General features: G+C 59.1%; 23 protein-coding genes. 1 reads left to right on the top strand and 22 read right to left on the bottom strand.

The window, feature by feature from the left end; translation table 11 throughout:
• Positions 1 to 3: 3 nt before the first annotated feature.
• Positions 4 to 1,116 carry an S-(hydroxymethyl)glutathione dehydrogenase/class III alcohol dehydrogenase gene (locus tag AC1RDQ_RS16980; protein WP_015093777.1) on the bottom strand — a complete coding sequence of 371 codons (1,113 nt, stop codon included), beginning with the start codon at positions 1,114 to 1,116 and terminating at the stop codon, positions 4 to 6.
• A gap of 107 nt (positions 1,117 to 1,223) precedes the next feature.
• On the opposite strand from AC1RDQ_RS16980, the gene AC1RDQ_RS16975 reads away from it, so the two are divergent.
• Complete coding sequence (locus AC1RDQ_RS16975; RefSeq protein ID WP_057716159.1) at positions 1,224 to 2,120, top strand: LysR substrate-binding domain-containing protein; 897 nt, start codon at positions 1,224 to 1,226, stop codon at positions 2,118 to 2,120.
• Positions 2,121 to 2,275: 155 nt separating this feature from the next.
• Here the strand turns inward: AC1RDQ_RS16975 and ispD are convergent, their stop codons facing one another.
• From ispD to pyrH, 21 genes are all read right to left on the bottom strand, one after another.
• Positions 2,276 to 2,983, bottom strand: coding sequence for a 2-C-methyl-D-erythritol 4-phosphate cytidylyltransferase (ispD, locus tag AC1RDQ_RS16970; protein ID WP_492587759.1), 708 nt, complete (start codon positions 2,981 to 2,983; stop codon positions 2,276 to 2,278).
• Entirely contained in the window at positions 2,980 to 3,258 is a 279-nt protein-coding gene (ftsB, locus tag AC1RDQ_RS16965; RefSeq protein ID WP_007970710.1) for a cell division protein FtsB, read from the bottom strand. The genes ispD and ftsB overlap by 4 nt, the downstream gene beginning before the upstream one ends.
• Positions 3,259 to 3,427: 169 nt before the next feature.
• Positions 3,428 to 4,717: a phosphopyruvate hydratase gene (gene eno, locus AC1RDQ_RS16960; RefSeq protein WP_008019783.1), complete on the bottom strand. Its 1,290-nt coding sequence runs from the start codon at positions 4,715 to 4,717 to the stop codon at positions 3,428 to 3,430.
• A 156-nt stretch (positions 4,718 to 4,873) separates the two neighbouring features.
• Positions 4,874 to 5,719 carry a 3-deoxy-8-phosphooctulonate synthase gene (gene kdsA, locus AC1RDQ_RS16955; RefSeq protein WP_015093773.1) on the bottom strand — a complete coding sequence of 282 codons (846 nt, stop codon included), beginning with the start codon at positions 5,717 to 5,719 and terminating at the stop codon, positions 4,874 to 4,876.
• Positions 5,720 to 5,724: 5 nt separating this feature from the next.
• Positions 5,725 to 7,356, bottom strand: a complete 1,632-nt coding sequence (gene pyrG, locus AC1RDQ_RS16950; protein ID WP_057716161.1) for a CTP synthase — start codon at positions 7,354 to 7,356, stop codon at positions 5,725 to 5,727.
• A gap of 274 nt (positions 7,357 to 7,630) precedes the next feature.
• Positions 7,631 to 8,959: a tRNA lysidine(34) synthetase TilS gene (gene tilS / locus AC1RDQ_RS16945; RefSeq protein ID WP_492587758.1), complete on the bottom strand. Its 1,329-nt coding sequence runs from the start codon at positions 8,957 to 8,959 to the stop codon at positions 7,631 to 7,633.
• A 133-nt stretch (positions 8,960 to 9,092) separates the two neighbouring features.
• Complete coding sequence (locus tag AC1RDQ_RS16940) at positions 9,093 to 10,040, bottom strand: acetyl-CoA carboxylase carboxyltransferase subunit alpha (protein WP_057716163.1); 948 nt, start codon at positions 10,038 to 10,040, stop codon at positions 9,093 to 9,095.
• Between the two features lie 139 nt (positions 10,041 to 10,179).
• Positions 10,180 to 13,701: a DNA polymerase III subunit alpha gene (gene dnaE, locus AC1RDQ_RS16935; protein ID WP_492587757.1), complete on the bottom strand. Its 3,522-nt coding sequence runs from the start codon at positions 13,699 to 13,701 to the stop codon at positions 10,180 to 10,182.
• A 77-nt stretch (positions 13,702 to 13,778) separates the two neighbouring features.
• Positions 13,779 to 14,405, bottom strand: a complete 627-nt coding sequence (rnhB, locus tag AC1RDQ_RS16930) for a ribonuclease HII (protein WP_150812975.1) — start codon at positions 14,403 to 14,405, stop codon at positions 13,779 to 13,781.
• Positions 14,406 to 14,416: 11 nt separating this feature from the next.
• The gene (lpxB, locus tag AC1RDQ_RS16925; protein WP_492587756.1) at positions 14,417 to 15,547 is read right to left on the bottom strand and encodes a lipid-A-disaccharide synthase; all 1,131 of its coding nucleotides are present in this window, start codon (positions 15,545 to 15,547) and stop codon (positions 14,417 to 14,419) included.
• Between the two features lie 2 nt (positions 15,548 to 15,549).
• Entirely contained in the window at positions 15,550 to 16,326 is a 777-nt protein-coding gene (lpxA, locus tag AC1RDQ_RS16920) for an acyl-ACP--UDP-N-acetylglucosamine O-acyltransferase (protein ID WP_057716167.1), read from the bottom strand.
• Positions 16,323 to 16,763, bottom strand: a complete 441-nt coding sequence (fabZ, locus tag AC1RDQ_RS16915) for a 3-hydroxyacyl-ACP dehydratase FabZ (RefSeq protein ID WP_007978374.1) — start codon at positions 16,761 to 16,763, stop codon at positions 16,323 to 16,325. Before fabZ ends, lpxA begins: the two co-directional genes overlap by 4 nt.
• Positions 16,764 to 16,871: 108 nt before the next feature.
• Positions 16,872 to 17,927 (bottom strand): UDP-3-O-(3-hydroxymyristoyl)glucosamine N-acyltransferase, encoded by a 1,056-nt coding sequence (gene lpxD / locus AC1RDQ_RS16910; protein WP_090453388.1) that lies wholly within the window; start codon positions 17,925 to 17,927, stop codon positions 16,872 to 16,874.
• Positions 17,928 to 17,929: 2 nt separating this feature from the next.
• Entirely contained in the window at positions 17,930 to 18,433 is a 504-nt protein-coding gene (locus AC1RDQ_RS16905; RefSeq protein WP_007990260.1) for an OmpH/Skp family outer membrane protein, read from the bottom strand.
• 45 nt (positions 18,434 to 18,478) lie between these two features.
• The gene (gene bamA, locus AC1RDQ_RS16900) at positions 18,479 to 20,854 is read right to left on the bottom strand and encodes an outer membrane protein assembly factor BamA (protein ID WP_150812907.1); all 2,376 of its coding nucleotides are present in this window, start codon (positions 20,852 to 20,854) and stop codon (positions 18,479 to 18,481) included.
• A gap of 74 nt (positions 20,855 to 20,928) precedes the next feature.
• Positions 20,929 to 22,281, bottom strand: a complete 1,353-nt coding sequence (rseP, locus tag AC1RDQ_RS16895; RefSeq protein ID WP_407514168.1) for a sigma E protease regulator RseP — start codon at positions 22,279 to 22,281, stop codon at positions 20,929 to 20,931.
• A gap of 53 nt (positions 22,282 to 22,334) precedes the next feature.
• Positions 22,335 to 23,525, bottom strand: a complete 1,191-nt coding sequence (gene ispC / locus AC1RDQ_RS16890) for a 1-deoxy-D-xylulose-5-phosphate reductoisomerase (RefSeq protein WP_492587755.1) — start codon at positions 23,523 to 23,525, stop codon at positions 22,335 to 22,337.
• Positions 23,522 to 24,328: a phosphatidate cytidylyltransferase gene (locus AC1RDQ_RS16885; RefSeq protein ID WP_057716172.1), complete on the bottom strand. Its 807-nt coding sequence runs from the start codon at positions 24,326 to 24,328 to the stop codon at positions 23,522 to 23,524. Before AC1RDQ_RS16885 ends, ispC begins: the two co-directional genes overlap by 4 nt.
• Complete coding sequence (uppS, locus tag AC1RDQ_RS16880) at positions 24,328 to 25,083, bottom strand: polyprenyl diphosphate synthase (protein WP_057716173.1); 756 nt, start codon at positions 25,081 to 25,083, stop codon at positions 24,328 to 24,330. The genes AC1RDQ_RS16885 and uppS overlap by 1 nt, the downstream gene beginning before the upstream one ends.
• A 13-nt stretch (positions 25,084 to 25,096) precedes the next feature.
• Entirely contained in the window at positions 25,097 to 25,654 is a 558-nt protein-coding gene (frr, locus tag AC1RDQ_RS16875) for a ribosome recycling factor (RefSeq protein WP_008000041.1), read from the bottom strand.
• Positions 25,651 to 26,394 (bottom strand): UMP kinase, encoded by a 744-nt coding sequence (gene pyrH, locus AC1RDQ_RS16870; RefSeq protein WP_056720982.1) that lies wholly within the window; start codon positions 26,392 to 26,394, stop codon positions 25,651 to 25,653. Before pyrH ends, frr begins: the two co-directional genes overlap by 4 nt.
• Positions 26,395 to 26,438: the final 44 nt, after the last annotated feature.

Below are 26,438 nucleotides of genomic sequence, written 5' to 3'. Positions count from 1 at the left end.
ACCTCAGAAATGGATGACGGAGCGAATGCTTTTCCCTTCGTGCATCAGGTCAAACGCCTTGTTGATATCTTCCAGGCCCATGGTGTGGGTGATGAAGGTATCCAGCGGAATCTCGCCGGTTTCGGCCATTTCCACATAGCTTGGCAACTCGGTACGGCCGCGCACGCCGCCGAACGCCGAACCGCGCCAGACGCGACCGGTGACTAGCTGGAACGGACGGGTCGAGATTTCCTGGCCGGCACCGGCAACGCCGATGATGACCGACTCGCCCCAACCCTTGTGGCAGCACTCCAGTGCGGCGCGCATCAGTTGCACGTTACCGATGCACTCGAAGGAAAAATCCACGCCGCCATCGGTCATGTCGACGATGACTTCCTGGATCGGACGATCGAAGTCTTTCGGGTTCACGCAATCGGTTGCACCCAGTTGCTTGGCGATCTCGAATTTGGCCGGGTTGATGTCGATGGCGATGATGCGGGCAGCCTTGGCTTTTACGGCGCCGATAACAGCCGACAGACCGATGCCGCCAAGACCGAAAATGGCGACCGTATCACCCGGTTTCACCTTGGCGGTGTTGAGCACTGCACCGATACCGGTAGTGACACCGCAGCCCAGCAGGCAGACTTTTTCCAGTGGCGCTTCCTTGGCGATTTTCGCAACGGAAATCTCCGGAAGCACGGTGTACTCGGAGAACGTGGAAGTACCCATGTAGTGGAAAATCGTTTCGCCCTTGTAGGAAAAACGCGAAGTCCCGTCCGGCATCAAGCCTTTGCCCTGGGTCGCGCGAATCGCCTGGCAGAGGTTGGTTTTTCCCGACAGGCAGAATTTGCACTGACGGCATTCCGGGGTGTACAGCGGGATCACATGATCACCGACTGCAACGGAGGTCACGCCCTCGCCGATCGCTTCCACGATCGCACCACCTTCATGGCCGAGGATCGACGGGAAGATGCCTTCCGGATCAGCGCCGGACAAGGTGTAGGCATCGGTATGGCAAACACCGGAGGCCACCACGCGCAGCAAGACTTCGCCGGCCTTGGGCATGGCGACATCGACTTCAACGATTTCGAGGGGCTTCTTGGCCTCGAAGGCAACGGCGGCGCGCGACTTGATCATGGTGATTCTCCAGTGAATTAAAACGAGACAACGAGTGTAATACATGGCTCAACGATGAATAATCGATGCAAATGCAAAATATTATTGCCACACAGGGATAATCATTGATGTCCGAAAATCGCTGGGAAGGGATCGACGAGTTTGTCGCCGTTGCCGAATGCAGCCAGTTCACCGCTGCCGCGCAACGCCTGGGGGTTTCTTCCTCCCATATCAGTCGACAAATCGTACGCCTCGAAGAGCGCCTGCAAACCCGCCTGCTCTACCGCAGCACCCGCCGGGTCACGCTGACCGAGGCCGGGCAAACCTTCCTGCAACATTGCCAGCGCTTGCAGGATGGCCGCGAAGAGGCGTTGCGCGCGGTGGGCGATTTGACCAGCGAACCCAAGGGCATGCTGCGCATGACCTGCGCCGTGGCTTACGGCGAGCGCTTCATCGTGCCGCTGGTGACCCGCTTCATGGGGCTGTATCCGCAACTGCGGATCGACATCGAACTGAGCAATCGCCAGCTTGACCTGGTGCACGAAGGCCTCGACCTGGCGATTCGCCTCGGGCGCTTGCAGGACTCACGGCTGGTCGCCACCCGCCTCGCGCCGCGACGCATGTTTCTCTGTGCATCACCCTCCTACATTGAACGCTACGGTCGCCCGCACAGCCTGTCGGAGCTGAGTCGCCACAATTGCCTCATCGGCAGCTCGGACCTCTGGCAACTGGAACAGAACGGGAGGGAATATTCGCAACGAGTGCAGGGAAACTGGCGCTGCAACAGTGGGCAAGCGGTGTTGGACGCGGCGCTACAAGGCGTGGGGCTGTGTCAGTTACCGGACTATTACGTGCTGGAGCATCTGAAGAGCGGTGCGCTGATTTCGCTGCTGGAGGCGCATCAACCACCGAACACGGCGGTTTGGGCGCTGTATCCGCAGCAGCGGCATCTGTCGCCGAAGGTGCGCAAGTTGGTGGATTATTTGAAGGAAGGGTTGGCGCAAAGGCCGGAATACCGAAACTGATGTCAATCAGTGCCGGATTTGTTGTTTGAACTACCGCTATCGCGAGCAAGCTCGCTCCCACAGTGGATGGGGTCGAACGCAAATCTTGCAAACGCCAGCAATCCCTGTGGGAGCGAGCTTGCTCGCGATTGGGGACAACACTGAACCCAAATCAATCAGTGACGATTGGCCCAACGCTGCCGCAACCACTCAAGGTCCTCGGGACGCGTGACCTTGAGGTTGTCGGCTCGCCCTTCGACCAGTCGCGGTGCCGAACCGGCCCACTCCATCGCCGAAGCTTCGTCAGTAACAACGGCATCGGCCACCAGGCTGTCAGCCAGTGCGCGATGCAGCGCCCCAAGGCGGAACATCTGCGGCGTGTAGGCCTGCCAGATCACACTGCGATCCACGGTTTCGACCACACGACCGTGCTTGTCGACCCGCTTGAGCGTATCCCGCGCCGGAACCGCCAGCAGCCCGCCGACTGGATCGTCAGCCAGCTCAGCCAGCAATTTGTCCAGATCGTCACGGCTGAGGTTCGGCCGTGCGGCATCGTGAACCAGTACCCAATCCTCATCATCAGCGCCCTGCGCATGCAAGTGCAGCAAGGCGTTGAGCACCGACCCGGAACGTTCGGCGCCGCCCTCGACCCGGGCAATACGCGGATCACTGGCACACGCCAGATTCGGCCAATAGGGATCATCAACAGCAAGACTGACCACCAGGCCTTTCAGGCAAGGATGGTCAAGGAAACAGCCAAGGCTGTGTTCGAGAATAGTGCGCCCGCCCAGTTGCAGATACTGCTTGGGACGGTCCGCGGCCATACGGGCACCGACGCCCGCGGCAGGAATCACGGCCCAGAAGGCCGGTAACGAATTAATCATTGGGCCAACTGGTAAAGGGTTTCACCGTCCTTGACCATACCCAGCTCATGGCGAGCCCGTTCTTCGACGGTCTCCATGCCCTTTTTCAACTCACTGACCTCGGCGTCCATCACCCGGTTGCGTTCCAGCAATGCCTGGTTCTCAGCCTGCTGATCCGCAATCTGCTGAGTCAACTCGGCCACTTGCGCCAGACTGCCATTTCCCACCCACAGGCGGTACTGCAGGCCAGCCAGCAACAAAAGCAGGATGAGGAACAACCAATTGGGACTGCGCATCGAATATCAGGTATCCAGTGAAAAAAGACAGCCATGCCAAACGTGAAGCTTCTGATAGCACGAAGCCTGGAAGAACCAGGCTTGTGCATATAAGGCATCAGATTAGTGGCAAAAACGTCGCTGTAGCGACTTTTCCGACACAATCCGGTGTCTTTTTACCAGTTACCGCTTAACCGCGGAACTCGCCGCGACCGTTGTACTTGGCTTTGCCGTTCAACTGCTCTTCGATACGCAGCAGTTGGTTGTACTTGGAAACGCGGTCGGAACGGCACAGGGAGCCGGTCTTGATCTGGCCAGCCGAGGTGCCCACGGCCAGGTCGGCAATGGTCGAATCTTCGGTTTCGCCGGAGCGGTGCGAGATCACGGCAGTGTAACCGGCGGCCTTGGCCATCTGGATGGCTTCCAGGGTTTCGGTCAGGGTACCGATCTGGTTGAACTTGATCAGGATCGAGTTGGCGATCTTCTTGTCGATGCCTTCTTTCAGGATCTTGGTGTTGGTGACGAACAGGTCGTCGCCTACCAGCTGAGTCTTCTCGCCGATCTTGTCGGTGAGGATCTTCCAGCCAGCCCAGTCGGACTCGTCCAGGCCATCTTCGATGGAGATGATCGGGTAACGCTCGGTCAGGCCTTTGAGGTAGTCAGCGAAACCTTCGGCGGTGAACACCTGGCCTTCGCCGGACAGGTTGTACTTGCCGTCTTCGTAGAACTCGCTGGCTGCGCAGTCCAGGGCCAGGGTCACGTCAGTGCCCAGCTTGTAACCGGCGTTGGCCACGGCTTCGGAGATCACTTTCAAAGCGTCTTCGTTGGAGGCCAGGTTCGGCGCGAAACCACCTTCGTCACCGACGGCAGTGCTCAGGCCACGGGCCTTCAGCACGGCTTTGAGGTGGTGGAAAATCTCGGTGCCCATGCGCAGACCTTCCGAGAAAGACTTGGCGCCAACCGGCTGAACCATGAATTCCTGGATGTCGACGTTGTTATCGGCGTGCTCGCCGCCGTTGATGATGTTCATCATCGGAACCGGCATCGAGTAGACACCCGGGGTGCCGTTCAGGTTGGCGATGTGAGCGTACAGCGGCAGGTCCTGGTCCTGTGCTGCTGCCTTGGCCGCGGCCAGGGAAACGGCGAGGATCGCGTTGGCGCCCAGGGAACCTTTGTTTTCAGTACCGTCGAGCTTGATCATTGCCAGATCGAGCGCTTTCTGGTCGCTTGGGTCCATGCCTTTCAACAGGTCGCGGATCGGACCGTTGATGTTGGCTACGGCCTTCAGAACGCCCTTGCCCAGGTAACGGCTCTTGTCGCCATCGCGCAGCTCGAGCGCCTCACGCGAGCCAGTGGAAGCACCGGACGGCGCGCAGGCACTGCCGATGATGCCGTTGTCGAGAAGCACGTCCGCTTCCACGGTGGGATTGCCACGGGAGTCGAGAACTTCACGACCTTTGATGTCGACGATTTTAGCCATTGTTGTAAACACTCCAAAGTTGACGAAAACGACGCAGCTGTAGGAAATCTTTGATCGTCGGCAAGTGAGGTGCAGCGGGCAGTCTTGCAGACGACAAGGCTCAGGCCCGAGGGCCTGAGCGTTAAATCGTGCGGTACTTTACCGGAGAATTGAGGATTACGCGGTTTCTACCGTCGGAAAACTCTTCACCAGTTCGTCCAAAGCTTTGAGCTGGGCCAGGAATGGCTCCAGTTTGTCCAGGCGCAAGGCGCAAGGACCGTCGCACTTGGCGTTGTCCGGATCCGGGTGGGCTTCCAGGAACAGGCCGGCCAGCGACTGACTCATACCGGCTTTTGCCAGGTCGGTGACCTGGGCGCGACGACCGCCGGCGGAATCGGAGCGACCACCAGGCATTTGCAGCGCGTGGGTCACATCGAAGAACACCGGGTACTCGAACTGCTTCATGATGCCGAAGCCGAGCATGTCGACGACGAGGTTGTTGTAGCCGAAGCTCGAACCACGCTCGCAGAGTATCAACTGATCGTTACCCGCTTCCACGCACTTGTTCAGGATGTGCTTCATTTCCTGGGGGGCGAGGAACTGGGCTTTCTTGATGTTGATCACGGCGCCCGTTTTGGCCATCGCGACCACGAGGTCGGTCTGGCGCGACAGGAATGCCGGCAACTGGATGATGTCGCAGACTTCAGCGACGACCGCGGCCTGGTCAGGCTCGTGGACGTCGGTGATGATCGGCACGCCGAAGGCTTGCTTGATGTCCTGGAAGATGCGCATGCCTTCTTCCAGGCCAGGACCACGATAAGAGGTCACAGAAGACCGGTTGGCCTTGTCGAAACTGGCCTTGAACACGTAAGGGATACCGAGCTTTTCGGTGACCTTCACATACTCTTCGCAAACCTGCATGGCCATGTCACGGCTTTCCAGCACGTTCATGCCGCCGAACAGCACCATGGGCTTGTCGTTGGCAATCTCGATGTCGCCGACGCGGATGATCTTCTGTGCCATCGGGATTACGCCTTCTTCTGGTGTTGAGCCAACGCGGCCTTGACGAAACCGCTGAACAGCGGGTGACCGTCGCGTGGCGTCGAGGTGAACTCAGGGTGGAACTGGCAAGCGACGAACCATGGGTGATCCGGAGCTTCAACCACTTCAACCAGTGCGCCATCACCGGAACGACCGGAGATTTTCAAACCGGCTTCCATGATTTGCGGCAGCAGGTTGTTGTTCACTTCGTAGCGATGACGATGACGTTCGACAATCACGTCCTTGCCGTAGCAACCGTGGACCAGGGAACCCGGCTCCAGCAGGCAATCCTGCGCGCCCAGGCGCATGGTGCCGCCCAGATCGGAGGTTTCGGTACGGGTTTCGACGGCGCCGGTGGCATCTTCCCACTCGGTGATCAGGCCCACGACCGGGTGGCCGCTTGCACGATCGAACTCGGTGGAGTTGGCGTCTTTCCAGCCCATCACGTTACGTGCGAACTCGATAACGGCCACTTGCATGCCCAGGCAGATACCCAGGTACGGAACCTTGTTTTCGCGAGCGTATTGAACGGCAGTGATCTTGCCTTCAACGCCACGCAGACCGAAGCCGCCCGGTACCAGGATGGCATCGACGCCTTCGAGCAGCGCGGTGCCCTGGTTCTCGATGTCTTCGGAATCGATGTAGCGCAGGTTGACCTTGGTACGGTTGCTGATGCCCGCGTGACTCATCGCTTCGATCAGCGACTTGTAGGCGTCCAGCAGCTCCATGTACTTGCCGACCATGGCAATGGTGACTTCGTGCTCAGGGTTGAGCTTGGCGTCGACCACGGCTTCCCACTCGGACAGATCGGCACCGCCGCATTGCAGGCCGAAACGCTCGACGACGAAATCGTCCAGGCCCTGGGAGTGCAGGATGCCCGGGATCTTGTAGATGGTATCGGCGTCTTCCAGCGCGATCACCGCACGTTCTTCGACATTGGTGAACTGCGCGATCTTGCGACGCGACGACACATCGATCGGGTGGTCGGAGCGGCAGACCAGCACGTCTGGTTGCAGGCCGATGGAACGCAGTTCCTTCACCGAGTGCTGGGTAGGCTTGGTCTTGGTTTCGCCGGCAGTGGCGATGTACGGCACCAGTGTCAGGTGCATCAGCATCGCGCGCTTGGCGCCGACTTCGAAGCGCAGTTGGCGGATCGCCTCGAGGAACGGTTGCGACTCGATGTCACCCACGGTGCCACCGATTTCGACCATTGCCACGTCAGCGTCGCCGGCACCCTTGATGATGCGGCGCTTGATTTCGTCGGTGATGTGCGGGATCACCTGGATGGTTGCACCCAGGTAGTCACCACGGCGCTCCTTGCGCAGGACGTGTTCGTAGACACGGCCCGTGGTGAAGTTGTTGTTCTGGGTCATGGTCGTGCGGATGAACCGCTCGTAGTGACCCAGGTCCAGGTCGGTCTCGGCGCCGTCGTGAGTGACGAACACTTCACCGTGCTGGAACGGGCTCATCGTGCCCGGGTCGACGTTGATGTACGGGTCCAGCTTCAGCATGGTGACCTTAAGTCCCCGCGCCTCCAGGATGGCCGCCAATGATGCCGATGCAATGCCTTTCCCCAATGAAGAAACAACACCGCCCGTGACGAATATGTAGCGCGTCATGAAAAACCCTAGAAGTCTGCGTTAAAGCGGTCCGAGCCGCCGGGGAAAGCGAAGGAAGGCCGAAGCCCCCGATCACCTGCATTAATCACAGTGCACCTTTCGAAAAAACCGCCGCGTTGGGACAGACCGGAAAATGAAACACCGGTTCGTTGCTCGCTACACATTTTTTGGAATCGCCCAGCAAAGACTGCTTGGTAATCGGCAACTCCTGCAATTCAGGCGAATCCACAGAAGTTGTATCAAGAAGGGAGCGTAGTCTACCGGAAAGCCCCTTTCAGCTCAAACCTTGATCTTCGTTCAGTGGCTGCCAATGCAAATGCCAGTCGCCGAGTGCACCACCATCGAGCCCCTTGAGGTTCGCTACCGCCAGCAGTTGCCCGTCTTTGTAGAGCAGCGGCAATCTGCCGCGTACGAAGGACGGTACAGCGCTTTCATTGAGCAAACGTTTCAGGTCCCTATGGCCGCGGCCTGACAATGCCATGACCTCTCCCCCTTCACGATAGCGGATATGCAGCGGGCCATCGGGGATTTGCCCGGTCAGCGAAAGCACGCCGTTGCCCGGGATAGCCAGCGGTGAAGCCGGGTCCAGCCACACCCCGGCGCCGGACAGAGGCCTCAGCCAGTGGCCGGACAGCCACCAGATCCGTCCGCCCGCCCGATGCAGTTCGCCATCGGCCAGCCGCCACACCGGGCAGGCATCACCGGTGGCATCGCGCAGATCCTCCCAACCCGACCAATGGTCAGTGTCCGGCAAGCGGGTCAGCGGTTCGAGCCAATGACTCAAGGCATTGCGCTGCCGGGCATCAGACAAATGCGCAAGCGGCGCCAGCTCAAGCGACCGCAAGCCCAGCCAGGCAAACTCACTGGCAGAGCTGGCCTCACGCAAATCCATGTCCGCCAGTTCTTCGAGCAGTCCTTGCGCCTCATTCAAATGCGTCGCGCTGCGGGCCATGGTCGCCACCGCTTGCGGCCAGCGCTGGATCAGCACCGGCAAGACTTGATGCCTAAGGTAATTGCGCGAGTACTGCCGATCCTGGTTCGAGGGATCTTCGATCCAGCTCAAGTCATGCGCACTGGCATAAGCCTCCAACTCAGCCCGCGTGACATCAAGCATTGGCCGCAGCAAATGCCCCTTGCCCAAAGGGCGCTGACGCGGCATCCCGGACAATCCGCGCACGCCCGCTCCGCGCAACAAGCGAAACAGCAGCGTTTCCGCCTGATCGTCGCGATGCTGAGCCGTCAGCAGCACTTCGTTGGCCTGAAGGGCTTCAGTGAAGGCGTGATACCGCGCATCCCGAGCTGCTCGTTCAAGGCTGGCACCCGGTTGCACCTGCACGCGAACCACTTGCAGCGGCACGCCCAGCGCAGCGCACACGGCACGACAATGTTCCGGCCACGTATCGGCTACGGCTTGAAGGCCGTGATGAACATGGATGGCGTTGAGCGTCGGCAGGTATTCGGTTTTGGAGAGTGTTGCCAGAAGGTGCAGCAGGACAGTGGAGTCGAGGCCGCCGGAGAAGGCGATGCGCCAGGTCGCAGCATTGCGCCACGAGGCAAGATTCAACAAGAGTCTGGCGGGCAGATCAATATTGGACCGACTCATATCCATCACCTTGCATAAATCAAATGTGGGAGCGAGCTTGCTCGCGATAGCGGCCTGACATTCAACAGATTCGTCGACTGTCATACCCTCATCGCGAGCAAGCTCGATCCCACATGGGCACTGCGTGTACGGCTTAGAGACCGTAGCTCATCAGTCGATCGTAGCGGCGCTTGAGCAGCGCGTCGTTATCGAACTTCTTCAGCATCGCCAGTTGCGAGCTCAGCTCGGCGCGGATCGATGCGGCTGCAGCGGCCGGATCGCGGTGCGCGCCGCCCAGTGGCTCGCCAATCACCTTGTCCACGATGCCCAGGCCTTTGAGGCGCTCGGCGGTGATGCCCATCGCTTCTGCGGCATCCGGTGCCTTCTCGGAGGTTTTCCACAGAATCGAAGCGCAACCTTCCGGCGAAATCACCGCATAGGTGGAGTATTGCAGCATGTTCAACTGGTCGCAGACGCCGATCGCCAGCGCACCACCGGAACCACCCTCACCGATCACGGTGGCGATGATTGGGGTTTTCAGGCGGGCCATCACTCGCAGGTTCCAGGCAATCGCTTCGCTCTGGTTGCGCTCTTCAGCGTCGATGCCAGGGTAAGCGCCCGGAGTGTCGATGAAGGTCAGGATCGGCATTTTGAAACGTTCGGCCATTTCCATCAGGCGGCAAGCCTTGCGGTAGCCTTCCGGACGCGGCATGCCGAAATTGCGGCGAACTTTCTCGCGCACTTCACGGCCTTTCTGGTGACCGATGATCATCACCGGCTTGTCGTCCAGACGGGCAATACCGCCAACGATGGCAGCGTCGTCGGAGAAGTGACGGTCACCGTGCAGTTCGTCGAACTCGGTGAAGATGTGTTCGATGTAGTCCAGGGTATACGGACGTTTCGGGTGACGCGCCAGACGTGCGATCTGCCAGCTGGTCAGCTTGCCGAAGATGTCTTCGGTCAGCGTTTTGCTCTTGTCCTGCAGGCGGGAGATCTCATCGCCGATATTCAGCGAATTGTCATTACCGACCAAGCGCAACTCTTCGATCTTGGCTTGCAGGTCGGCGATCGGCTGTTCGAAATCTAGAAAATTCGGGTTCATAGGCGTCCGTCTTGGGTCGAGTCCCAAGGGTTCTTGGGCCGGCCGGTTGTCTATTCGCGCCCTACCTTAAGGGACGGGCGCGTTGAGGTCGAGATTAAAAATTCAGGTCAAGGTCAGGGCAATCTGATAGCACTGACCGTCAACGGTATTGGAGGAAGACGTTGTCTCGCCCGAACTGGTCACGCAGGGCTTGAATCAACGCATCCGCCGGATCGATTCGCCAGCCTTCGCCGAACTGCAACAAGGCCTTCGCATCGGGGCTGGTGTAGTCCAAGGTGATCGGGCACGCGCCGCGGTGACGCTTCAACAGTTCACCCAGCCAGCGTAGCTGATCGCCCTTGAGGTCCTTGGTATGCAACTTCAGGCGCAGGCTTTCGGCCAGATTGGTGCGCGCATCCTCCATGCTCATCACCCGCTTGACCCGCAACTTCAGGCCACCGGAGAAATCGTCGTTGCTGACCTCGCCTTCGACCACCACCATCGCGTCGGTCTGCAACAGTGACTGCGCGGAATGGAACGCCTCGGAAAACAGCGAGGCCTCGATCCGTCCGGAGCGGTCGTCGAGGGTGATGAACCCCATCTTGTCGCCCTTTTTGTTCTTCATCACCCGCAAGGCGATGATCATCCCGGCAACGGTCTGGGTATCACGCGCCGGTTTCAGGTCGATGATGCGCTGGCGGGCGAAGCGACGGATTTCACCTTCGTATTCGTCGATCGGGTGACCGGTCAGGTACAGGCCGAGGGTATCTTTCTCCCCCTTCAGGCGCTCCTTGAGGGTCAGCTCCTTGGCCTTGCGGTGATTGGCGTAGACGTCGGCGTCTTCTTCGACAAACAGACCGCCAAACAGGTCGGAGTGACCGCTGTCCTGGGTGCGCGCGGTCTGTTCGGCCGCCTTGATCGCTTCTTCCATGGCCGTCAGCAGCACCGCGCGATTGCGGTCGATGTTGGCCTGGTAGGCTTTCTGCTCGTCGTGGAAATACGGCCCGAGGCGATCCAGGGCGCCGCTGCGGATCAAACCGTCGAGGGTGCGCTTGTTGATGCGCTTGAGGTCGACCCGTGCGCAGAAATCGAACAGATCCTTGAACGGACCGGCCAGACGCGCTTCGGTGATCGCCTCGACCGGGCCTTCACCCACGCCCTTGATGGCGCCCAGGCCGTAAATGATCCGGCCTTCGTCGTTCACCGTGAACTTGAATTCGGAGGTGTTCACGTCCGGCGCGTCGAGACGCAGCTTCATCGTCCGCACTTCTTCGATCAAGGTCACGACCTTGTCGGTGTTGTGCATATCCGCAGAGAGTACCGCGGCCATGAACGGCGCCGGGTAGTGCGTCTTCAGCCATGCGGTCTGGTACGACACCAGGCCATAGGCGGCGGAGTGGGATTTGTTGAAGCCGTAACCGGCGAATTTTTCCACCAGATCGAAAATGTTACCGGCGAGGTCCGCGTCGATGTTGTTGGTGGCGCAACCTTCAATGAAGCCACCGCGCTGCTTGGCCATTTCCTCGGGTTTTTTCTTACCCATGGCTCGACGCAGCATGTCCGCACCACCGAGGGTGTAACCGGCCATGACCTGGGCAATCTGCATCACCTGTTCCTGGTACAGGATGATGCCGTAAGTCGGTGCCAGTACCGGTTTGAGACCTTCGTACTGGTAGTCCGAGTGCGGATACGCCAGCTCGGCGCGACCGTGTTTACGGTTGATGAAGTCGTCCACCATGCCCGATTGCAGCGGGCCCGGACGGAACAGTGCCACCAGTGCGATCAAGTCTTCCAGGCAGTCGGGCTTGAGCTTTTTGATCAGCTCCTTCATGCCCCGGGATTCAAGCTGGAACACCGCCGTGGTTTCGGCTTTTTGCAGCAAGGTGTAGGTCGGTTTGTCATCCAGCGGGATGAACGCGATATCCAGCGGCGGTTCGTTGACCTTGGCACGGTCGCGGTTGATGGTTTTCAGCGCCCAGTCGATGATCGTCAGGGTCCGCAGGCCGAGGAAGTCGAACTTCACCAGGCCGGCCGCCTCGACGTCATCCTTGTCGAACTGGGTTACCAAGCCATCACCGGCTTCGTCGCAATAGATCGGCGAGAAGTCGGTCAGCTTGGTCGGGGCGATTACCACACCACCGGCGTGCTTGCCGACGTTACGCACAACGCCTTCAAGCTTGCGGGCCATCTCCCAGATTTCCGCGGCCTCTTCATCGACCTTGATGAAATCGCGCAGGATCTCTTCCTGCTCATAGGCCTTTTCCAGGGTCATGCCGACTTCGAACGGAATCATCTTCGACAGACGATCCGCCAGGCCATAGGACTTGCCCTGCACCCGCGCCACGTCGCGGACCACGGCCTTTGCCGCCATGGAACCGAAGGTGATGATCTGGCTCACGGCGTTGCGGCCGTACTTCTCGGCTACGTAGTCGATTACCCGGTCGCGACCGTCCATGCAGAAGTCGACGTCGAAGTCGGGCATCGACACCCGTTCCGGGTTGAGGAATCGTTCGAACAGCAGGTCATATTCCAGCGGGTCGAGGTCGGTGATCTTCTGCACATAGGCCACCAGCGACCCGGCACCCGATCCACGGCCAGGACCCACCGGTACGCCGTTGTTCTTGGCCCACTGGATAAAGTCCATCACGATCAGGAAGTAACCGGGGAACCCCATCTGGATGATGATATCCAGCTCGAAATTCAGCCGGTCGACATAGACCTGGCGCTTGGCCTCGTAGTCTTCGGTGGTGTCCTTGGGCAGCAGAACGGCAAGGCGCTCTTCCAGGCCGTCGAAGGACACCTTGCGGAAGTATTCGTCGATGGTCATGCCATCAGGGATCGGGAAGTTGGGCAGGAAGTGCGTGCCCAGCTTCACTTCAATGTTGCAGCGCTTGGCGATCTCGACGGTGTTTTCCAGCGCTTCGGGAATGTCGCTGAACAGCTCGGCCATTTCCTCGGCGCTTTTGAGATACTGCTGATCGCTGTAATTCTTCGAACGCCGCGGATCGTCGAGGGCGCGGCCCTCACCGATGCAAACGCGGGTTTCGTGGGCAGCGAAGTCTTCCTGCTTGATGAAGCGCACGTCGTTGGTCGCCACCAGCGGCGCACCGAGCTTCTCGGCCAGGGCCACGGCACCGTGCAGTTGTTCTTCATCGTTGGGGCGGTTGGTGCGCTGGATTTCCAGATAGAAACGATCCGGAAACACGTCCATCCATTCGCGGGCCAGGGTTTCGGCCTCGGCGGGGTTGCCGCTGAGCATGGCCTGGCCGATCTCGCCTTCTTTGGCCGCCGACAGCATGATCAAGCCCGAGTTGGCTTCAGCGACCCATTCGCGCTCGATGATGATCGCGCCGTTGCGCTGACCATCGATAAAGCCGCGGGAAATCAGTTCGGTGAGGTTGCGATAGCCTTCGGCGTTCATCACCAGCAGGCTGATCCGGCTCAGGGGGTTGTCCGGATCCTTGTTCGACAGCCACAGGTCGGCGCCGCAGATCGGCTTGATCCCGGCACCCATGGCGTTTTTATAGAATTTGACCAGGGAACACATGTTGTTCTGGTCGGTGACCGCCACGGCAGGCATGTTCATGCCCACCAGGGTCTTGACCAGCGGTTTGATCCGCACCAGACCGTCGACCAGGGAGTATTCAGTGTGCAGGCGTAGGTGAACGAATGAAGCCGGCATAGTGATCCTGTCTATAAACATGAAGACAACAAGGCCCGGATTGTACCGGGCCTTGGTAAAAAAAATCAGCCTTGCGACTAACTCTCTACGGCGCTCTCTAGCGCCTCATACGCCAGCCGCACCGGGGCAAACGAACGCCGATGAATCGGGGTCGGCCCAAGCCGTGCAAGCGCTTCCAGATGAACGGGGGTCGGGTAGCCTTTGTGCCCGCCGATGCCGTAACCCGGGTAGATCAATTCGAACGCGGCCATTTCACGATCACGGCTGACCTTGGCCAGAATCGATGCGGCGGCGATGGCTGGAACCTTGCTATCGCCCTTGACCACGGCTTCGGAGCGCATCGGCAGTTTCGGGCAACGATTGCCGTCGATCATCGCCAGCTTCGGCTGAACGTGCAGCCCGGCGACCGCGCGCTGCATGGCCAACATGGTGGCGTGCAGGATATTCAGTTCGTCGATTTCTTCGACTTCGGCGCGAGCGATGCACCAGCTCAGGGCTTTTTCGCAGATTTCGTCGTAGAGCTTTTCGCGACGGGCTTCGGTGAGTTTCTTCGAGTCATTCAGGCCGAGGATCGGGCGGTTCGGATCGAGGATCACCGCCGCTGTCACCACCGCACCACAGAGCGGACCGCGACCCACCTCATCGACACCGGCAACCAACTCTTCGATTTCAGCGACCAAGGTGAAATCCAGCCCCATCTGCATATTCGTTTTACTCATTTTACTTGGCCGACCAGGTTCAGCACTGCGTCCGCAGCCTGGTTGGAGGCATCCAGACGCAGGGTCCGGTGAATCTCGTCAAAACCGCGGGTCTGCTCTTCCCCATCCTCGATCAGTGGCGACAAGGTCTGGGCCAGCGCTTCGACCGTGGCATCGTCCTGCAACAACTCGGGCACCAACAGACGTTGGGCCAACAGGTTCGGCAACGAAATGTAGGGGCTTTTCACCATGCGCTTGAGAATCCAGAACGTCAGCGGCGCCAGGCGATAGGCGACCACCATCGGTCGCTTGTACAGCAACGCTTCAAGCGTCGCGGTACCGGAGGCAATCAACACCGCATCACACGCTGCCAGGGCCAGATGAGACTGCCCGTCGAGCAGGGTCAGCGGCAGATCGCGACCGGCCAACAGTTCTTCGAGCTGTGCGCGACGTTGCGCACTGGCGCACGGCATGACAAACCGCACCCCCGGGCGCAACGCCCGCAGGCGTTGCGCCGTATCGAGAAACAATGAACCGAGCCGGCCAACTTCACCGCCACGGCTGCCTGGCATCAACGCCACCAGCGGCCCGTCAGGCAAACCGAGTTCGGCCCGCGCAGCAGCGCGATCGGCCTGCAGTGGAATGGCATCGGCCAGGGTATGGCCGACGAAACGCACCGGCACGCCTTTCTCTTCGTAGAATCTGGCTTCGAACGGGAACAGCGTGAGCATCAGGTCGCAGCCTTCGCGAATCTTCAGCACGCGTTTCTGCCGCCAGGCCCAAACAGACGGGCTGACGTAATGCACCGTCTTGATCCCGGCCTGGCGCAGCTTGAGTTCGATATTGAGGTTGAAGTCCGGCGCGTCGATACCGATGAATACATCGGGTTTCGCGTCGATCAGGTCGGCGACCAGCTTCTTGCGCCGAGCCAGCAACTCGCGCAACCGGCCCAGCACTTCCACCAGGCCCATGACGGACAGACGCTCCATCGGGAAATACGAGGTCAGGCCTTCAGCCTGCATCAACGGACCACCGACACCGATGAACTCGACCGCCGGGTGGCGAGCCTTGAGCGCGCGCATGAGACCCGCACCCAGAATGTCACCGGAAGCCTCACCTGCTACCAGCGCAATACGCAGATTGGCCATGGTTAGCGGGTGATGCCGCGGGTCGAAGACTGGATGGAGTCACGGAACACCGCTACTTCCGGGAACTGCGCAGAAGGCTCCGCCAGTTCGGCGAGCGCCTGCTCCACGGTCAGGCCCTGGCGGTACACCACCTTGTAGGCACGACGCAGCGCGTGGATCGCATCTTCGCTGAAGCCCCGACGGCGCATGCCCTCGAAGTTCATGCTCCGGGCTTCGGCAGGGTTGCCGAACACCGTGACATACGCAGGAACATCCTTGCCGATCGCTGTACCCATACCTGAAAAGCTGTGGGCGCCAATGTGGCAATACTGGTGAACCAGGGTAAAACCGGAAAGGATCGCCCAGTCTTCCACATGCACATGGCCCGCCAGTGCGGTGTTGTTCACCAGGATGCAATGGTTGCCGATAACGCTGTCGTGGCCTATGTGGGCATAGGCCATGATCAGATTGTGGTCGCCCAGGGTCGTTTCCGAGCGGTCCTGGATGGTGCCACGGTGAATCGTCACGCCTTCACGGATGACGTTATGGTCACCGATCACCAGGCGGGTTTCCTCGCCCTTGTACTTCAGGTCGGGTGTGTCTTCGCCCACCGAGGAAAACTGGTAGATGCGATTGTGCTTACCGATTCGGGTCGGGCCCTTGAGAATCACGTGCGGCCCGATGACTGTCCCCTCGCCGATTTCCACACCTGCGCCGACGATCGACCACGGGCCGACCTCGACGCCGTCAGCCAGAACGGCTGTCGGATCGATGATTGCACGAGGGTCAATCAAACTCATAGCTTGCGTTCCGCACAGATGATTTCAGCCGAGCAGACAGGCTTGCCATCGACCGAAGCCTGGCACTCGAACTTCCAGATCTGACGCTTGCAGCTGATGAACTTGGCCTCAAGGATCAGCTGATCGCCCGGCAAAACCGGCTGGCGGAAGCGCAGCTTGTCGGACCCGACGAAGTAATAGAGCGTGCCGTCAGCCGGTTTCACGTCGAGCATTTTGAAACCAAGGATCCCGGCAGCCTGAGCCATTGCCTCGATGATCAATACGCCCGGCATGATTGGATGCGCAGGGAAGTGACCATTGAAGAACGGTTCATTGATGCTGACATTCTTGTAGGCGCGAATGCGCTTGCCTTCAACATCCAGCTCCACTACCCGGTCCACCAGCAGGAACGGGTAACGGTGAGGCAGGTATTCGCGAATCTCGTTGATGTCCATCATTTCGGGGGGAAGCCTATGTAAAGATTGGGAGCGCGCGACTGACACACGCCCCTCTAGCAAATCAAGCAAGCAGTCTAACGGCTGTGCACACTTGATATGGAAATGGTATCAGCCATCTGATGAAGCATTACCGTCAGGGGTCACTTCCCCTACACGCTTTTCCAGCTGTCGCAGGCGCCGCGCGATGTCATCGAGCTGACGGATGCGAGCCGCGCTTTTGCGCCATTCGGCTGCTGGCTGCATTGCCGTTCCGGAAGAATAGGAACCCTTTTCGGTAATCGAGTGGGTCACCATGGTCATCCCGGTGATGAAAACGTTGTCGCAAATTTCGATATGCCCCACCAGCCCTACACCGCCAGCGAGCATGCAATGCTTGCCGATTTTGGTGCTGCCGGAGATCCCGACGCAGGCGGCCATGGCGGTGTGATCACCGACCTGAACGTTGTGGGCGATCTGGATCTGGTTGTCGAGCTTCACACCATTACCGAGAACGGTATCGGCCAATGCGCCGCGGTCGATAGCGGTATTCACGCCAATCTCCACATCGTCACCGACCAACACACCACCGATCTGGGCGATTTTCTGCCAGACACCTTTCTCATTGGCGAAACCGAAACCTTCGCCGCCGAGCACGGCACCTGATTGAATGACCACACGCTTGCCGATACGCACGTCGTGGTACAGCGTGACCCGCGGGGCCAGCCAGCCGCCTTCGCCAATTTCGCAACGGGCACCGATGAAGCAATGCGCACCGATGGTCACACCCGCAGCAATACGTGCCGCGCTTTCGATCACCGCAAAGGCACCAATACTCGCAGCCGGGTCAACCACCGCGTCCTCGGCCACAACGGCTGTCGGGTGAATGCCGGCAGCCGCTTTCGGCTTTGGATCGAACAGGTGGGAAACGCGCGCGTAGGCCAGATACGGATCAGGCACCATCAGCGCATTACCGGCAAAACCTTCAGCATCAGCAGCCTTCAGTAACAGAGCTGCGGCCTGGCTATCTGCCAGGTACTTACGGTATTGAGGGTTTGCGAGAAAGCTCAACTGAGCTGGGCCAGCCTCTTGCAAAGTGGCTAGCCCAGTAATTTCTTTCTCCGGGTCGCCACGTAGCGTGGCGCCGAGGAACTCGGCCAATTGGCCGAGCTTTATAGTCGCTGTCATAGTTACTTCAGCTGATTCATGCGCTCGATAACCTGGCGAGTGATGTCGTACTGAGGCTTGACATCAATCACTGCGCCACGCTCGAAGACCAGGTCAAAAGCACCTTTCTTGATGACTTCTTCCACAGCGCTGTCCAGTTTCGGCTTGAGCTGCTTCAGCATTTCACGGTCGGCAACGGCTTTGGCTTCGTTCAGTTCCTTGGACTGGAACTGGAAGTCACGGGCCTTTTGCTTGAATTCAAGCTCCAGACGCTCGCGCTCGCCCTGCTGCATTTTGTCGCCACCGGCCATCAGGCGGTCCTGAATGCCCTTGGCGCTGCTTTCCAGCGTCTTGAGCTTGGTCAGCTGAGGACCGAACTTCTTCTCGGCATCCACGGCGTATTTCTTGGCCGCATCGGACTCCAGCAGAGCCATCTGATAGTTCAGAACAGCAATTTTCATGTCGGCGAACGCCGGACCAGCGACCAGTACGCTGGCCAGGAGAACCAATTGAGTCAACTTACGCACGATGCACCCCTACAAAATTCATTGTCGTTATCTTGGGTCAGACGCTTAGAACGTCTGGCCGAGAGAGAATTGGAACACTTGAGTTTCAGCGTCATCCGGTTTCTTGACTGGCATGGCCAAGGCGAAACTCAGAGGACCCAGTGCGGTGACCCAGGTCACACCCACACCGACGGAACTGGCCATGTTGCTCAGACTGATATCGTTGCACTTGGTGTTGGACTTCGAGCCATCCGCGTTTGTGGTATCCGAGCAAGATGAATCGAACACGTTACCCACATCCCAGAATACCGAGGTCCGCAGGGAGCGTTGATCCTTGATGAACGGCAGCGGGAACAGAACCTCCACACCACCCTGGATCAGGACGTTACCACCGAACGGCAGCGGATCCTGGTCCGGGTCGACCGCTGTACCAGGGTTCTTGCCGGTACTTGGTGTACTGCGAGGCCCCAGGGTGCTGTCCTTGAAGCCACGAACCGAGTTGAAACCACCAGCATAGTAGTTTTCATAGAATGGCAAGCCATCCGTCGACCCGTAGCCATCGCCATAACCCAGCTCGGTGTGCAGGCGCATGGTGTAGTTCTCGCTCAATGGCTGGAACAACTGGCCACGGTAGTCGAGCTTGAAGAACGACAGGTCGCTGCCTGGAATCGTGGATTCCAGCACCAGGCTCTGGGAATGGCCACGGGTAGCGAGCACACCCTTGTTCAGGGTGGACTCGGACCAACCGGCCGAAGCCTTGAAGTTCAGGTACTTGTCGCCTTCCTTGTTAACGAAGTCGAAGATCTCGTCAACGGTGTACACACCTGTCTTGATCTCGTCCTGCTGAGCTGTCAGGCCAAAGGTCAGACGCGAAGTCTCGCTGATCGGGTAGCCAACGCTCACGCCTGCACCCAGGCTGTCTACGGCGTAGCTGGCGATGTCAGTATCGAGCTCGTCATAGTCAGTCGTGCGGTAGAACGCGTTGTAACCCAGGCTCACGCCATCGGCGGTCCAGTAGGGGTCGACAAAGCCGAAGTTATAGCGGGTCTGGTATTCGCTTTTGGTCAAGCCGACGCTGACCTTGTTACCGGTACCCAGGAAGTTGTTCTGGGTGATCGAACCACCGAGGATCAGACCGGCGCTCTGGGCGAAACCGACGCTGGCGGTAATCGAACCGGAGGCTTGTTCTTCAACGCTGTAGTTGACGTCCACCTGGTCATCGACACCCGGCACGGCCGGAGTCTCAACGTTGACTTCCTTGAAGAAGCCCAGACGTTCAAGACGGGTCTTGGATTGGTCGATCAGGTAAGTGGAAGCCCAACCGCCTTCCATCTGACGCATTTCACGACGCAGCACTTCGTCTTCGGACTTGGTGTTGCCACGGAAGTTGATGCGGTTCACGTAGGCACGCTTGCCCGGATCGACCGCGAACAGGATGTCTACGGTGTGATCTTCGTCGTGCGGTTGAGGCACACCGTTGACGTTGGCGAAGGTGTAACCCTCGTTACCCAGGCGACGGGTGATCAGTTCGGAGGTGGTGGTCATCAGCTTGCGCGAGAACACCTGGCCTTTTTGCACCAGCAACAGGGACTTGACCTGGTCTTCAGGGACTTTCAGGTCACCGCTGAGCTTGACGTCACGAACGGTGTACTTCTCGCCTTCGTTGACGTTGACGGTGATGTAGACGTGCTTCTTGTCTGGCGTAATGGAGACCTGAGTCGAAGCGATATCCATGTTGATGTAGCCACGGTCCAGATAGTAGGAACGCAGGCGTTCCAGGTCACCGGACAGCTTTTCACGGGCGTACTTGTCGTCGTTCTTGAAGAACGACAACCAGTTGGTGGTCTTGAGTTCGAACAGGTCGATCAGGTCTTCGTCAGGGAAGACCGTGTTGCCCACCACGTTGATGTGCTGGATAGCCGCAACGGTGCCTTCGTTGATGTTGACCTTCAGGCCGACGCGGTTACGCGGCTGCGGCACCACTTCGGTGTCGACGGTAGCCGAGTAGCGACCCTGGGCGACGTACTGACGCTGCAGCTCGTTACGCACACCTTCGAGGGTGGCACGCTGGAAGATCTCGCCTTCGGCCAGACCGGATTGCTTGAGGCCTTTCATCAGGTCTTCGGTAGAGATCGCCTTGTTGCCTTCGATCTCGATACTGGCGACCGACGGGCGCTCGACTACCGTGATGACCAGGACGTTGCCATCGCGGCCCAGCTGGATATCTTGAAAGAAACCGGTTTTGAACAACGCACGAGTGGATTCCACCAGGCGACGATCATCCGCCTGTTCACCGACGTTCAACGGCAAAGCACCAAAGACGCTACCCGCGGAGACCCGCTGGAGGCCATTGACGCGAATATCAGAGATAGTGAAGGACTCGGCGTGAACTTCGGCGATCATCAATACGGTGAGAACCGCAGTTAGCAGCAGACGTTTCATGAAGTCCTTTCTTATTCCAACTGGCAATAAACAAACTGCCGCAAAATGCGGCAGATTCGCAATTCAGCGAAGCGTTACAGTCGACCCAGATCATTAACCAGAGCAAGCAACATCACCCCGATCACCAAACTGATACCGATCTGTATCCCCCAACCTTGCACCCGATCTGACAAGGGACGACCACGCACCCACTCGATCAGATAAAACAACAAATGCCCCCCATCCAGTACCGGAATGGGCAACAAATTCAGAACGCCCAAGCTAATACTCAGATAAGCAAGGAAATTCAGGAAATCAGCAACACCCGACTGGGCCGAAGCGCCCGCCACTTTAGCAATGGTTATCGGTCCACTCAAGTTTTTTACCGAGAGCTCGCCGAACAACATTTTCTTCAGTGAATCGAGGGTCAGCACGCTCATGGTCCAGGTGCGTCGAGCCCCCTCGCCAATTGCTGCCAATGGCCCGTAGCTGACCTCGCGGATCATCTCCGGCGGCCAGTCGATCGCTTTCACCCCTGCCCCCAAATAACCGCTGGGTGACTTGCTCTCGCCGCGAGCGGCAAGTGTTACCGGGACGTCGATCTGAGCACCGTCGCGCTCAACCCGCAGCATGATTTTGGTATCAGGATGCATACGGACGGTATCGACAACCTGCTGCCAGTCATCGAGCGTACGACCATCGAGCGCGAGCAACCGGTCACCGGTCTTCAGGCCGGCAGCCTTGGCCGGCCCCTTTGGATCGAGCTCGGCCAGGACAGGCGGCAATGCCGGACGCCATGGACGAATCCCCAAAGAATGGATAGGGTCGGGCTCGTCAGCCCCTTTGAGCCACTTGTCCAGCACAAGTTCACGAGGAGAGTCGGCCGTGGAACCCTGTTCGCGCACCACTATCTGCAACGAACCGCTTTCGCCCAGGCGACGCACCAGTTGCAGGTTCACCGCTGCCCAGCCGGAAGTCGCCTCACCATCAATGGCCACGATTTCCTGGCCAGGGCTCAAACCTGCCTTGGCCGCGATACTCCCGGACTCGACAGCGCCGATGACCGGACGCACCTGCTCGCTGCCGAGCATTGCCAATACCCAGAAGAACGTAAATGCCAGCAGGAAGTTGGCAATCGGCCCCGCCGCTACGATGGCAATGCGCTGACGAACGGATTTACGATTGAAGGATTGATCAAGCTGATCGAGCGGTACTTCACCTTCGCGCTCGTCGAGCATTTTGACGTAGCCGCCCAACGGGATGGCGGCGACGACAAATTCGGTGCCCTGCTTGTCGTGCCAACGCAGCAAAGGCATGCCGAAGCCTACGGAGAAACGCAGCACTTTGACCCCACAGCGACGCGCGACCCAAAAATGGCCGAACTCGTGGAAGGTAACCAGCACACCCAGAGCGACCAGGGTGCCGACAATCATATAGAGCGCGCTCATCTACTTTCTCCGCATTCCTATCCGCTGCTGCCTGGGCCAACTATCCGCAGCATTTACCGCCCGTGACGGCTCAACCATTGTCCGGCCAGCAATCGGGCCTTCGCGTCTGCCGTGAACACCGCATCGAGATCATCCACTGCCACTACGGGCTCCAGATTCAGTACTTCCTCGATGATACTCGCGATTTCCGGGTAACGAACCCGTTCGTCGAGAAATGCCGCTACCGCCACTTCGTTCGCCGCATTGAGCATGGCTGGCGCGCTGTTACCCGCTTCGGCCGCCTGACGAGCCAGACGCAGGCACGGGAAACGATCTTCATCGGGCGCCTGGAAGTCCAGCCGCGCAATGGCAAACAGGTCCAGCGGCGCCACGCCCGAGTCAATCCGCTCCGGCCAGGCCAGGGCATTGGCGATGGGCGTGCGCATGTCCGGATTACCCAGCTGTGCCAGAACAGAACCATCGACGTAGTCGACCAGCGAATGGATCACACTTTGCGGGTGAATCACCACCTCGACCTGCGAAGGCTTTGCATCGAACAGCCAGCAGGCTTCGATCAACTCAAGCCCCTTGTTCATCATGCTGGCCGAGTCGACGGAGATTTTTCGCCCCATGGACCAGTTCGGATGAGCACACGCCTGATCGGGAGAAACATTCGCCAGCTCCGCCATGGGCGTCTGTCGAAACGGACCGCCGGAAGCCGTCAGCAGAATCCGACGTACGCCAACCACCTCAAGGCCACGGGCATAATCGAGCGGCATGCACTGGAAAATGGCGTTGTGCTCGCTATCGATCGGCAGCAACACCGAACCGCTCTTGCGCACGGCCTGCATGAACAGCGCGCCGGACATGACCAGCGCCTCTTTATTGGCCAGCAGAATTTTCTTGCCGGCCTCCACCGCCGCCAGTGTCGGGCGCAAACCCGCCGCACCGACGATGGCCGCCATGACCGTATCGACTTCCGGATCGGAAGCGACCTGACACAAACCTTCCTCACCCACCAGAACACGGGTCGAGAGACCCGCCGCGCGCAAATCATCTTGCAGGGTGCGGGCAGCTGCGATCTCAGGCACCACGGCAAATCGCGGGACATGGCGCACGCAGAGCGCCAGCAATTCACTCAAGCGGGTGAAGCCAGTCAAGGCAAAGACCTGATATCGATCAGGGTGACGAGCGATGACGTCGAGCGTGCTCAGGCCAATCGAGCCGGTCGCCCCCAGAACGGTAATCTGTTGTGGGCGGCTCATGGTGCAGCCATCCACAGCAGCACCGCAAACACCGGAATCGCTGCCGTCAGGCTGTCGATACGATCCAGCACACCGCCGTGACCCGGAAGCAGATTACTGCTGTCCTTGATCCCGGACTGACGCTTGAACATGCTTTCAGTGAGATCACCCACCACCGAAATGAACACGATCAGCGCGGCACCGATCAACCCTTTGAGCAGCTCGGCCACCGTCCAGTCGCGTACCAGACCAACGATTGTGGTAATCACCAGGCTCAGCGCGAGACCACCGTACACGCCCTCCCAGCTTTTGCCCGGACTGACCTGTGGTGCGAGCTTGCGTTTGCCGAAAGCGCGACCGGAGAAGTAGGCGCCAATATCGGCACCCCAGACCAACACCATCACCGCCATGATCAGCCAGTTACCCAGCGGATATTGCTTGATCTGCACCAGACCTTGCCAGGCCGGCAGCAGAATCAACAGGCCGATCACCAACTTGGTCGCCGCACTGGACCATTGCTCGCTCGAGCGCGGATAGGTCAGCACCAGATACGTCGCCACTGCCCACCACAGCACTGAAGCGCCCAATACCCAAGGCGCGAGGCCGGGCAGGATGTACATGAGGAACAGCACCAGAGCGACCACAGCGGCATAGCCAACGCGGTACGCTTGAGCGGCAAAACCCGCCAGACGCGCCCATTCCCAGGCACCAAGGGTCACGACCAGCCCGATGAACAGTGCAAAACCGGAACCTTCAAGCAGAAAGAATCCGCACAAGGCAATCGGCAGCAGGATCAGTGCGGTGATGATTCGTTGTTTAAGCATTAAACCCGGGCTCCAGCCTCGACCTGCTCGCTCGTTTTACCGAAGCGGCGCTGGCGGGAAGCGAAATCGGCCAGCGCATTGCGCATGGCATCGTGTTTGAAGTCCGGCCAGAACAGGTCGGAGAAATACAACTCGGCATAGGCCAGTTGCCAGAGCAGGAAGTTGCTGATGCGGTGCTCGCCACCGGTGCGGATGCACAGGTCCGGCAACGGCAGATCGCCCGTGACCAGGCAGGTCTGCAGCAGATCAGGCGTGATGTCTTCCGGACGCAAGTGCCCGGCCTGAACTTCTCGCGCCAGTCGTTGCGCAGCTTGCGCGATATCCCACTGACCGCCGTAATTGGCGGCGATCTGCAGGACAAAACGATTGGCACCAACCGTCATGGCCTCGGCTTCACGCATGGCAGCCTGCAGCTCTGGATGAAAACGCGAGCGGTCACCAATGATGCGCAGGCTGATGTTGTTGTCGTTGAGGCGCTTGGCCTCACGACGCAGCGCCTTGAAGAACAGATCCATCAAAGCGCTGACCTCATCGGCCGGACGTTGCCAGTTCTCACTGGAGAAGGCGAACAGGGTCAGCACTTCGACCTTGGCCTCGGCGCAGACTTCAATGACTGCACGTACCGCATCCACGCCCGCTTTATGCCCGGCGACACCTGGCATAAAGCGTTTTTTCGCCCAGCGATTGTTACCATCCATGATGATCGCGACATGGCGCGGCACCGCGGACGGTGCAGTCTGCTTAGTCTTTTCCATGAAAACGCGACCCTTATACGGCCATCAGGTCTTTTTCTTTCTGCGCCAGATCCGCGTCGATTTTAGCCACGAACTTCTTGGTCAGATCGTCGATCTCGCCAGTCGCACGACGCTCTTCGTCTTCGCTGATCTCTTTTTCCTTGACCAGATCCTTGAGCTGGCTGTTGGCATCACGACGGATGTTGCGCACGGCAACACGGGCATCTTCAGCGACGTCACGAGCCTGCTTGGTGAAGCCCTTGCGGGTTTCTTCGGTCAGGGCAGGCATGGAGATCAACAGCAACTCGCCAAGGTTGGTCGGGTTCAGGTTCAAACCTGCGCTACCGATCGCCTTGTCGACAGCACCCAGCATGTTGCGCTCGAAAGCAACGACTTGCAGGGTACGGGCGTCCTTGACGGTGATGTTGGCCACTTGCTTGATCGGGGTGTCGGAGCCGTAGTACGGCACCATCACACCTTCCAGGATGCTCGGGTGCGCCTGGCCGGTACGAATACGGCCGAAGTTGTGCGCGAGCGACTCCACGGACTTCTGCATGCGCTCTTGAGCGTCTTTCTTGATTTCGTTGATCATTGTGCGCCTTCCTCGATCAGGGTCCCTTCAGCGCCGCCGTGTACGATATTCAGCAGGGCGCCGGGCTTGTTCATGTTAAATACGCGTAGTGGCATCTTGTGGTCGCGGCACAGGCAAATGGCCGTCAGATCCATCACACCCAGCTTGCGATCCAGCACTTCATCATAAGTCAGATGATCGAACTTCTCGGCATGCGGGTCTTTGAACGGGTCAGCGGTGTAGACACCATCGACCTTGGTCGCCTTGAGCACGACATCGGCATCGATTTCGATTGCACGCAGGCAGGCTGCCGAATCCGTCGTAAAGAACGGGTTGCCGGTACCGGCCGCGAAAATCACCACGTCCTTGGAATTCAGGTGACGCATGGCCTTGCGACGATCGTAGTGATCGGTCACGCCAACCATGGAAATAGCGGACATCACGATGGCCGAGATGTTGGCGCGCTCAAGGGCGTCGCGCATCGCCAGGGCGTTCATCACAGTGGCCAGCATGCCCATGTGGTCGCCGGTGACCCGGTCCATGCCAGCCTTGCTCAGCGCTTCACCGCGGAACAGGTTGCCACCACCGATAACCAGACCAACCTGAACGCCGATGCCGACCAGCTGGCCAACTTCCAATGCCATGCGATCCAGAACTTTCGGATCGATCCCGAACTCTTCCGAGCCCATCAGGGCCTCGCCGCTAAGCTTGAGTAGAATGCGTTTATAGCGAGCCTGATAACCACTGCCCTGCTGAGCCATTGCGAATCTCTCCTGCGGCGTATTTTAAAAAAAAATTCTTTGCG

It is taken from the genome of Pseudomonas sp. GW823-FHT02E01 (genome assembly GCF_058797535.1).
Note: the sequence above shows the minus strand (reverse complement) of the source record. Positions and strands in the feature narration are given on the sequence as shown.

What these genes read in the sequence shown, in the direction of transcription:
- ispC (WP_492587755.1), bottom strand. Translation starts at nt 23,525, where the DNA reads ATGAGCCGCCCACAACAGATTACCGTTCTGGGGGCGACCGGCTCGATT.
- frr (WP_008000041.1), bottom strand. Translation starts at nt 25,654, where the DNA reads ATGATCAACGAAATCAAGAAAGACGCTCAAGAGCGCATGCAGAAGTCC.
- AC1RDQ_RS16885 (WP_057716172.1), bottom strand. Translation starts at nt 24,328, where the DNA reads ATGCTTAAACAACGAATCATCACCGCACTGATCCTGCTGCCGATTGCC.
- bamA (WP_150812907.1), bottom strand. Translation starts at nt 20,854, where the DNA reads ATGAAACGTCTGCTGCTAACTGCGGTTCTCACCGTATTGATGATCGCC.
- lpxB (WP_492587756.1), bottom strand. Translation starts at nt 15,547, where the DNA reads ATGGCCAATCTGCGTATTGCGCTGGTAGCAGGTGAGGCTTCCGGTGAC.
- dnaE (WP_492587757.1), bottom strand. Translation starts at nt 13,701, where the DNA reads ATGCCGGCTTCATTCGTTCACCTACGCCTGCACACTGAATACTCCCTG.
- tilS (WP_492587758.1), bottom strand. Translation starts at nt 8,959, where the DNA reads ATGAGTCGGTCCAATATTGATCTGCCCGCCAGACTCTTGTTGAATCTT.
- eno (WP_008019783.1), bottom strand. Translation starts at nt 4,717, where the DNA reads ATGGCTAAAATCGTCGACATCAAAGGTCGTGAAGTTCTCGACTCCCGT.
- uppS (WP_057716173.1), bottom strand. Translation starts at nt 25,083, where the DNA reads ATGGAAAAGACTAAGCAGACTGCACCGTCCGCGGTGCCGCGCCATGTC.
- AC1RDQ_RS16980 (WP_015093777.1), bottom strand. Translation starts at nt 1,116, where the DNA reads ATGATCAAGTCGCGCGCCGCCGTTGCCTTCGAGGCCAAGAAGCCCCTC.
- rseP (WP_407514168.1), bottom strand. Translation starts at nt 22,281, where the DNA reads ATGAGCGCGCTCTATATGATTGTCGGCACCCTGGTCGCTCTGGGTGTG.
- AC1RDQ_RS16975 (WP_057716159.1), top strand. Translation starts at nt 1,224, where the DNA reads ATGTCCGAAAATCGCTGGGAAGGGATCGACGAGTTTGTCGCCGTTGCC.
- lpxA (WP_057716167.1), bottom strand. Translation starts at nt 16,326, where the DNA reads ATGAGTTTGATTGACCCTCGTGCAATCATCGATCCGACAGCCGTTCTG.
- pyrH (WP_056720982.1), bottom strand. Translation starts at nt 26,394, where the DNA reads ATGGCTCAGCAGGGCAGTGGTTATCAGGCTCGCTATAAACGCATTCTA.
- kdsA (WP_015093773.1), bottom strand. Translation starts at nt 5,719, where the DNA reads ATGGCACAGAAGATCATCCGCGTCGGCGACATCGAGATTGCCAACGAC.
- AC1RDQ_RS16940 (WP_057716163.1), bottom strand. Translation starts at nt 10,040, where the DNA reads ATGAACCCGAATTTTCTAGATTTCGAACAGCCGATCGCCGACCTGCAA.
- rnhB (WP_150812975.1), bottom strand. Translation starts at nt 14,405, where the DNA reads ATGCAGATGGGGCTGGATTTCACCTTGGTCGCTGAAATCGAAGAGTTG.
- ftsB (WP_007970710.1), bottom strand. Translation starts at nt 3,258, where the DNA reads ATGCGCAGTCCCAATTGGTTGTTCCTCATCCTGCTTTTGTTGCTGGCT.
- pyrG (WP_057716161.1), bottom strand. Translation starts at nt 7,356, where the DNA reads ATGACGCGCTACATATTCGTCACGGGCGGTGTTGTTTCTTCATTGGGG.
- ispD (WP_492587759.1), bottom strand. Translation starts at nt 2,983, where the DNA reads ATGATTAATTCGTTACCGGCCTTCTGGGCCGTGATTCCTGCCGCGGGC.
- fabZ (WP_007978374.1), bottom strand. Translation starts at nt 16,763, where the DNA reads ATGATGGACATCAACGAGATTCGCGAATACCTGCCTCACCGTTACCCG.
- lpxD (WP_090453388.1), bottom strand. Translation starts at nt 17,927, where the DNA reads ATGACAGCGACTATAAAGCTCGGCCAATTGGCCGAGTTCCTCGGCGCC.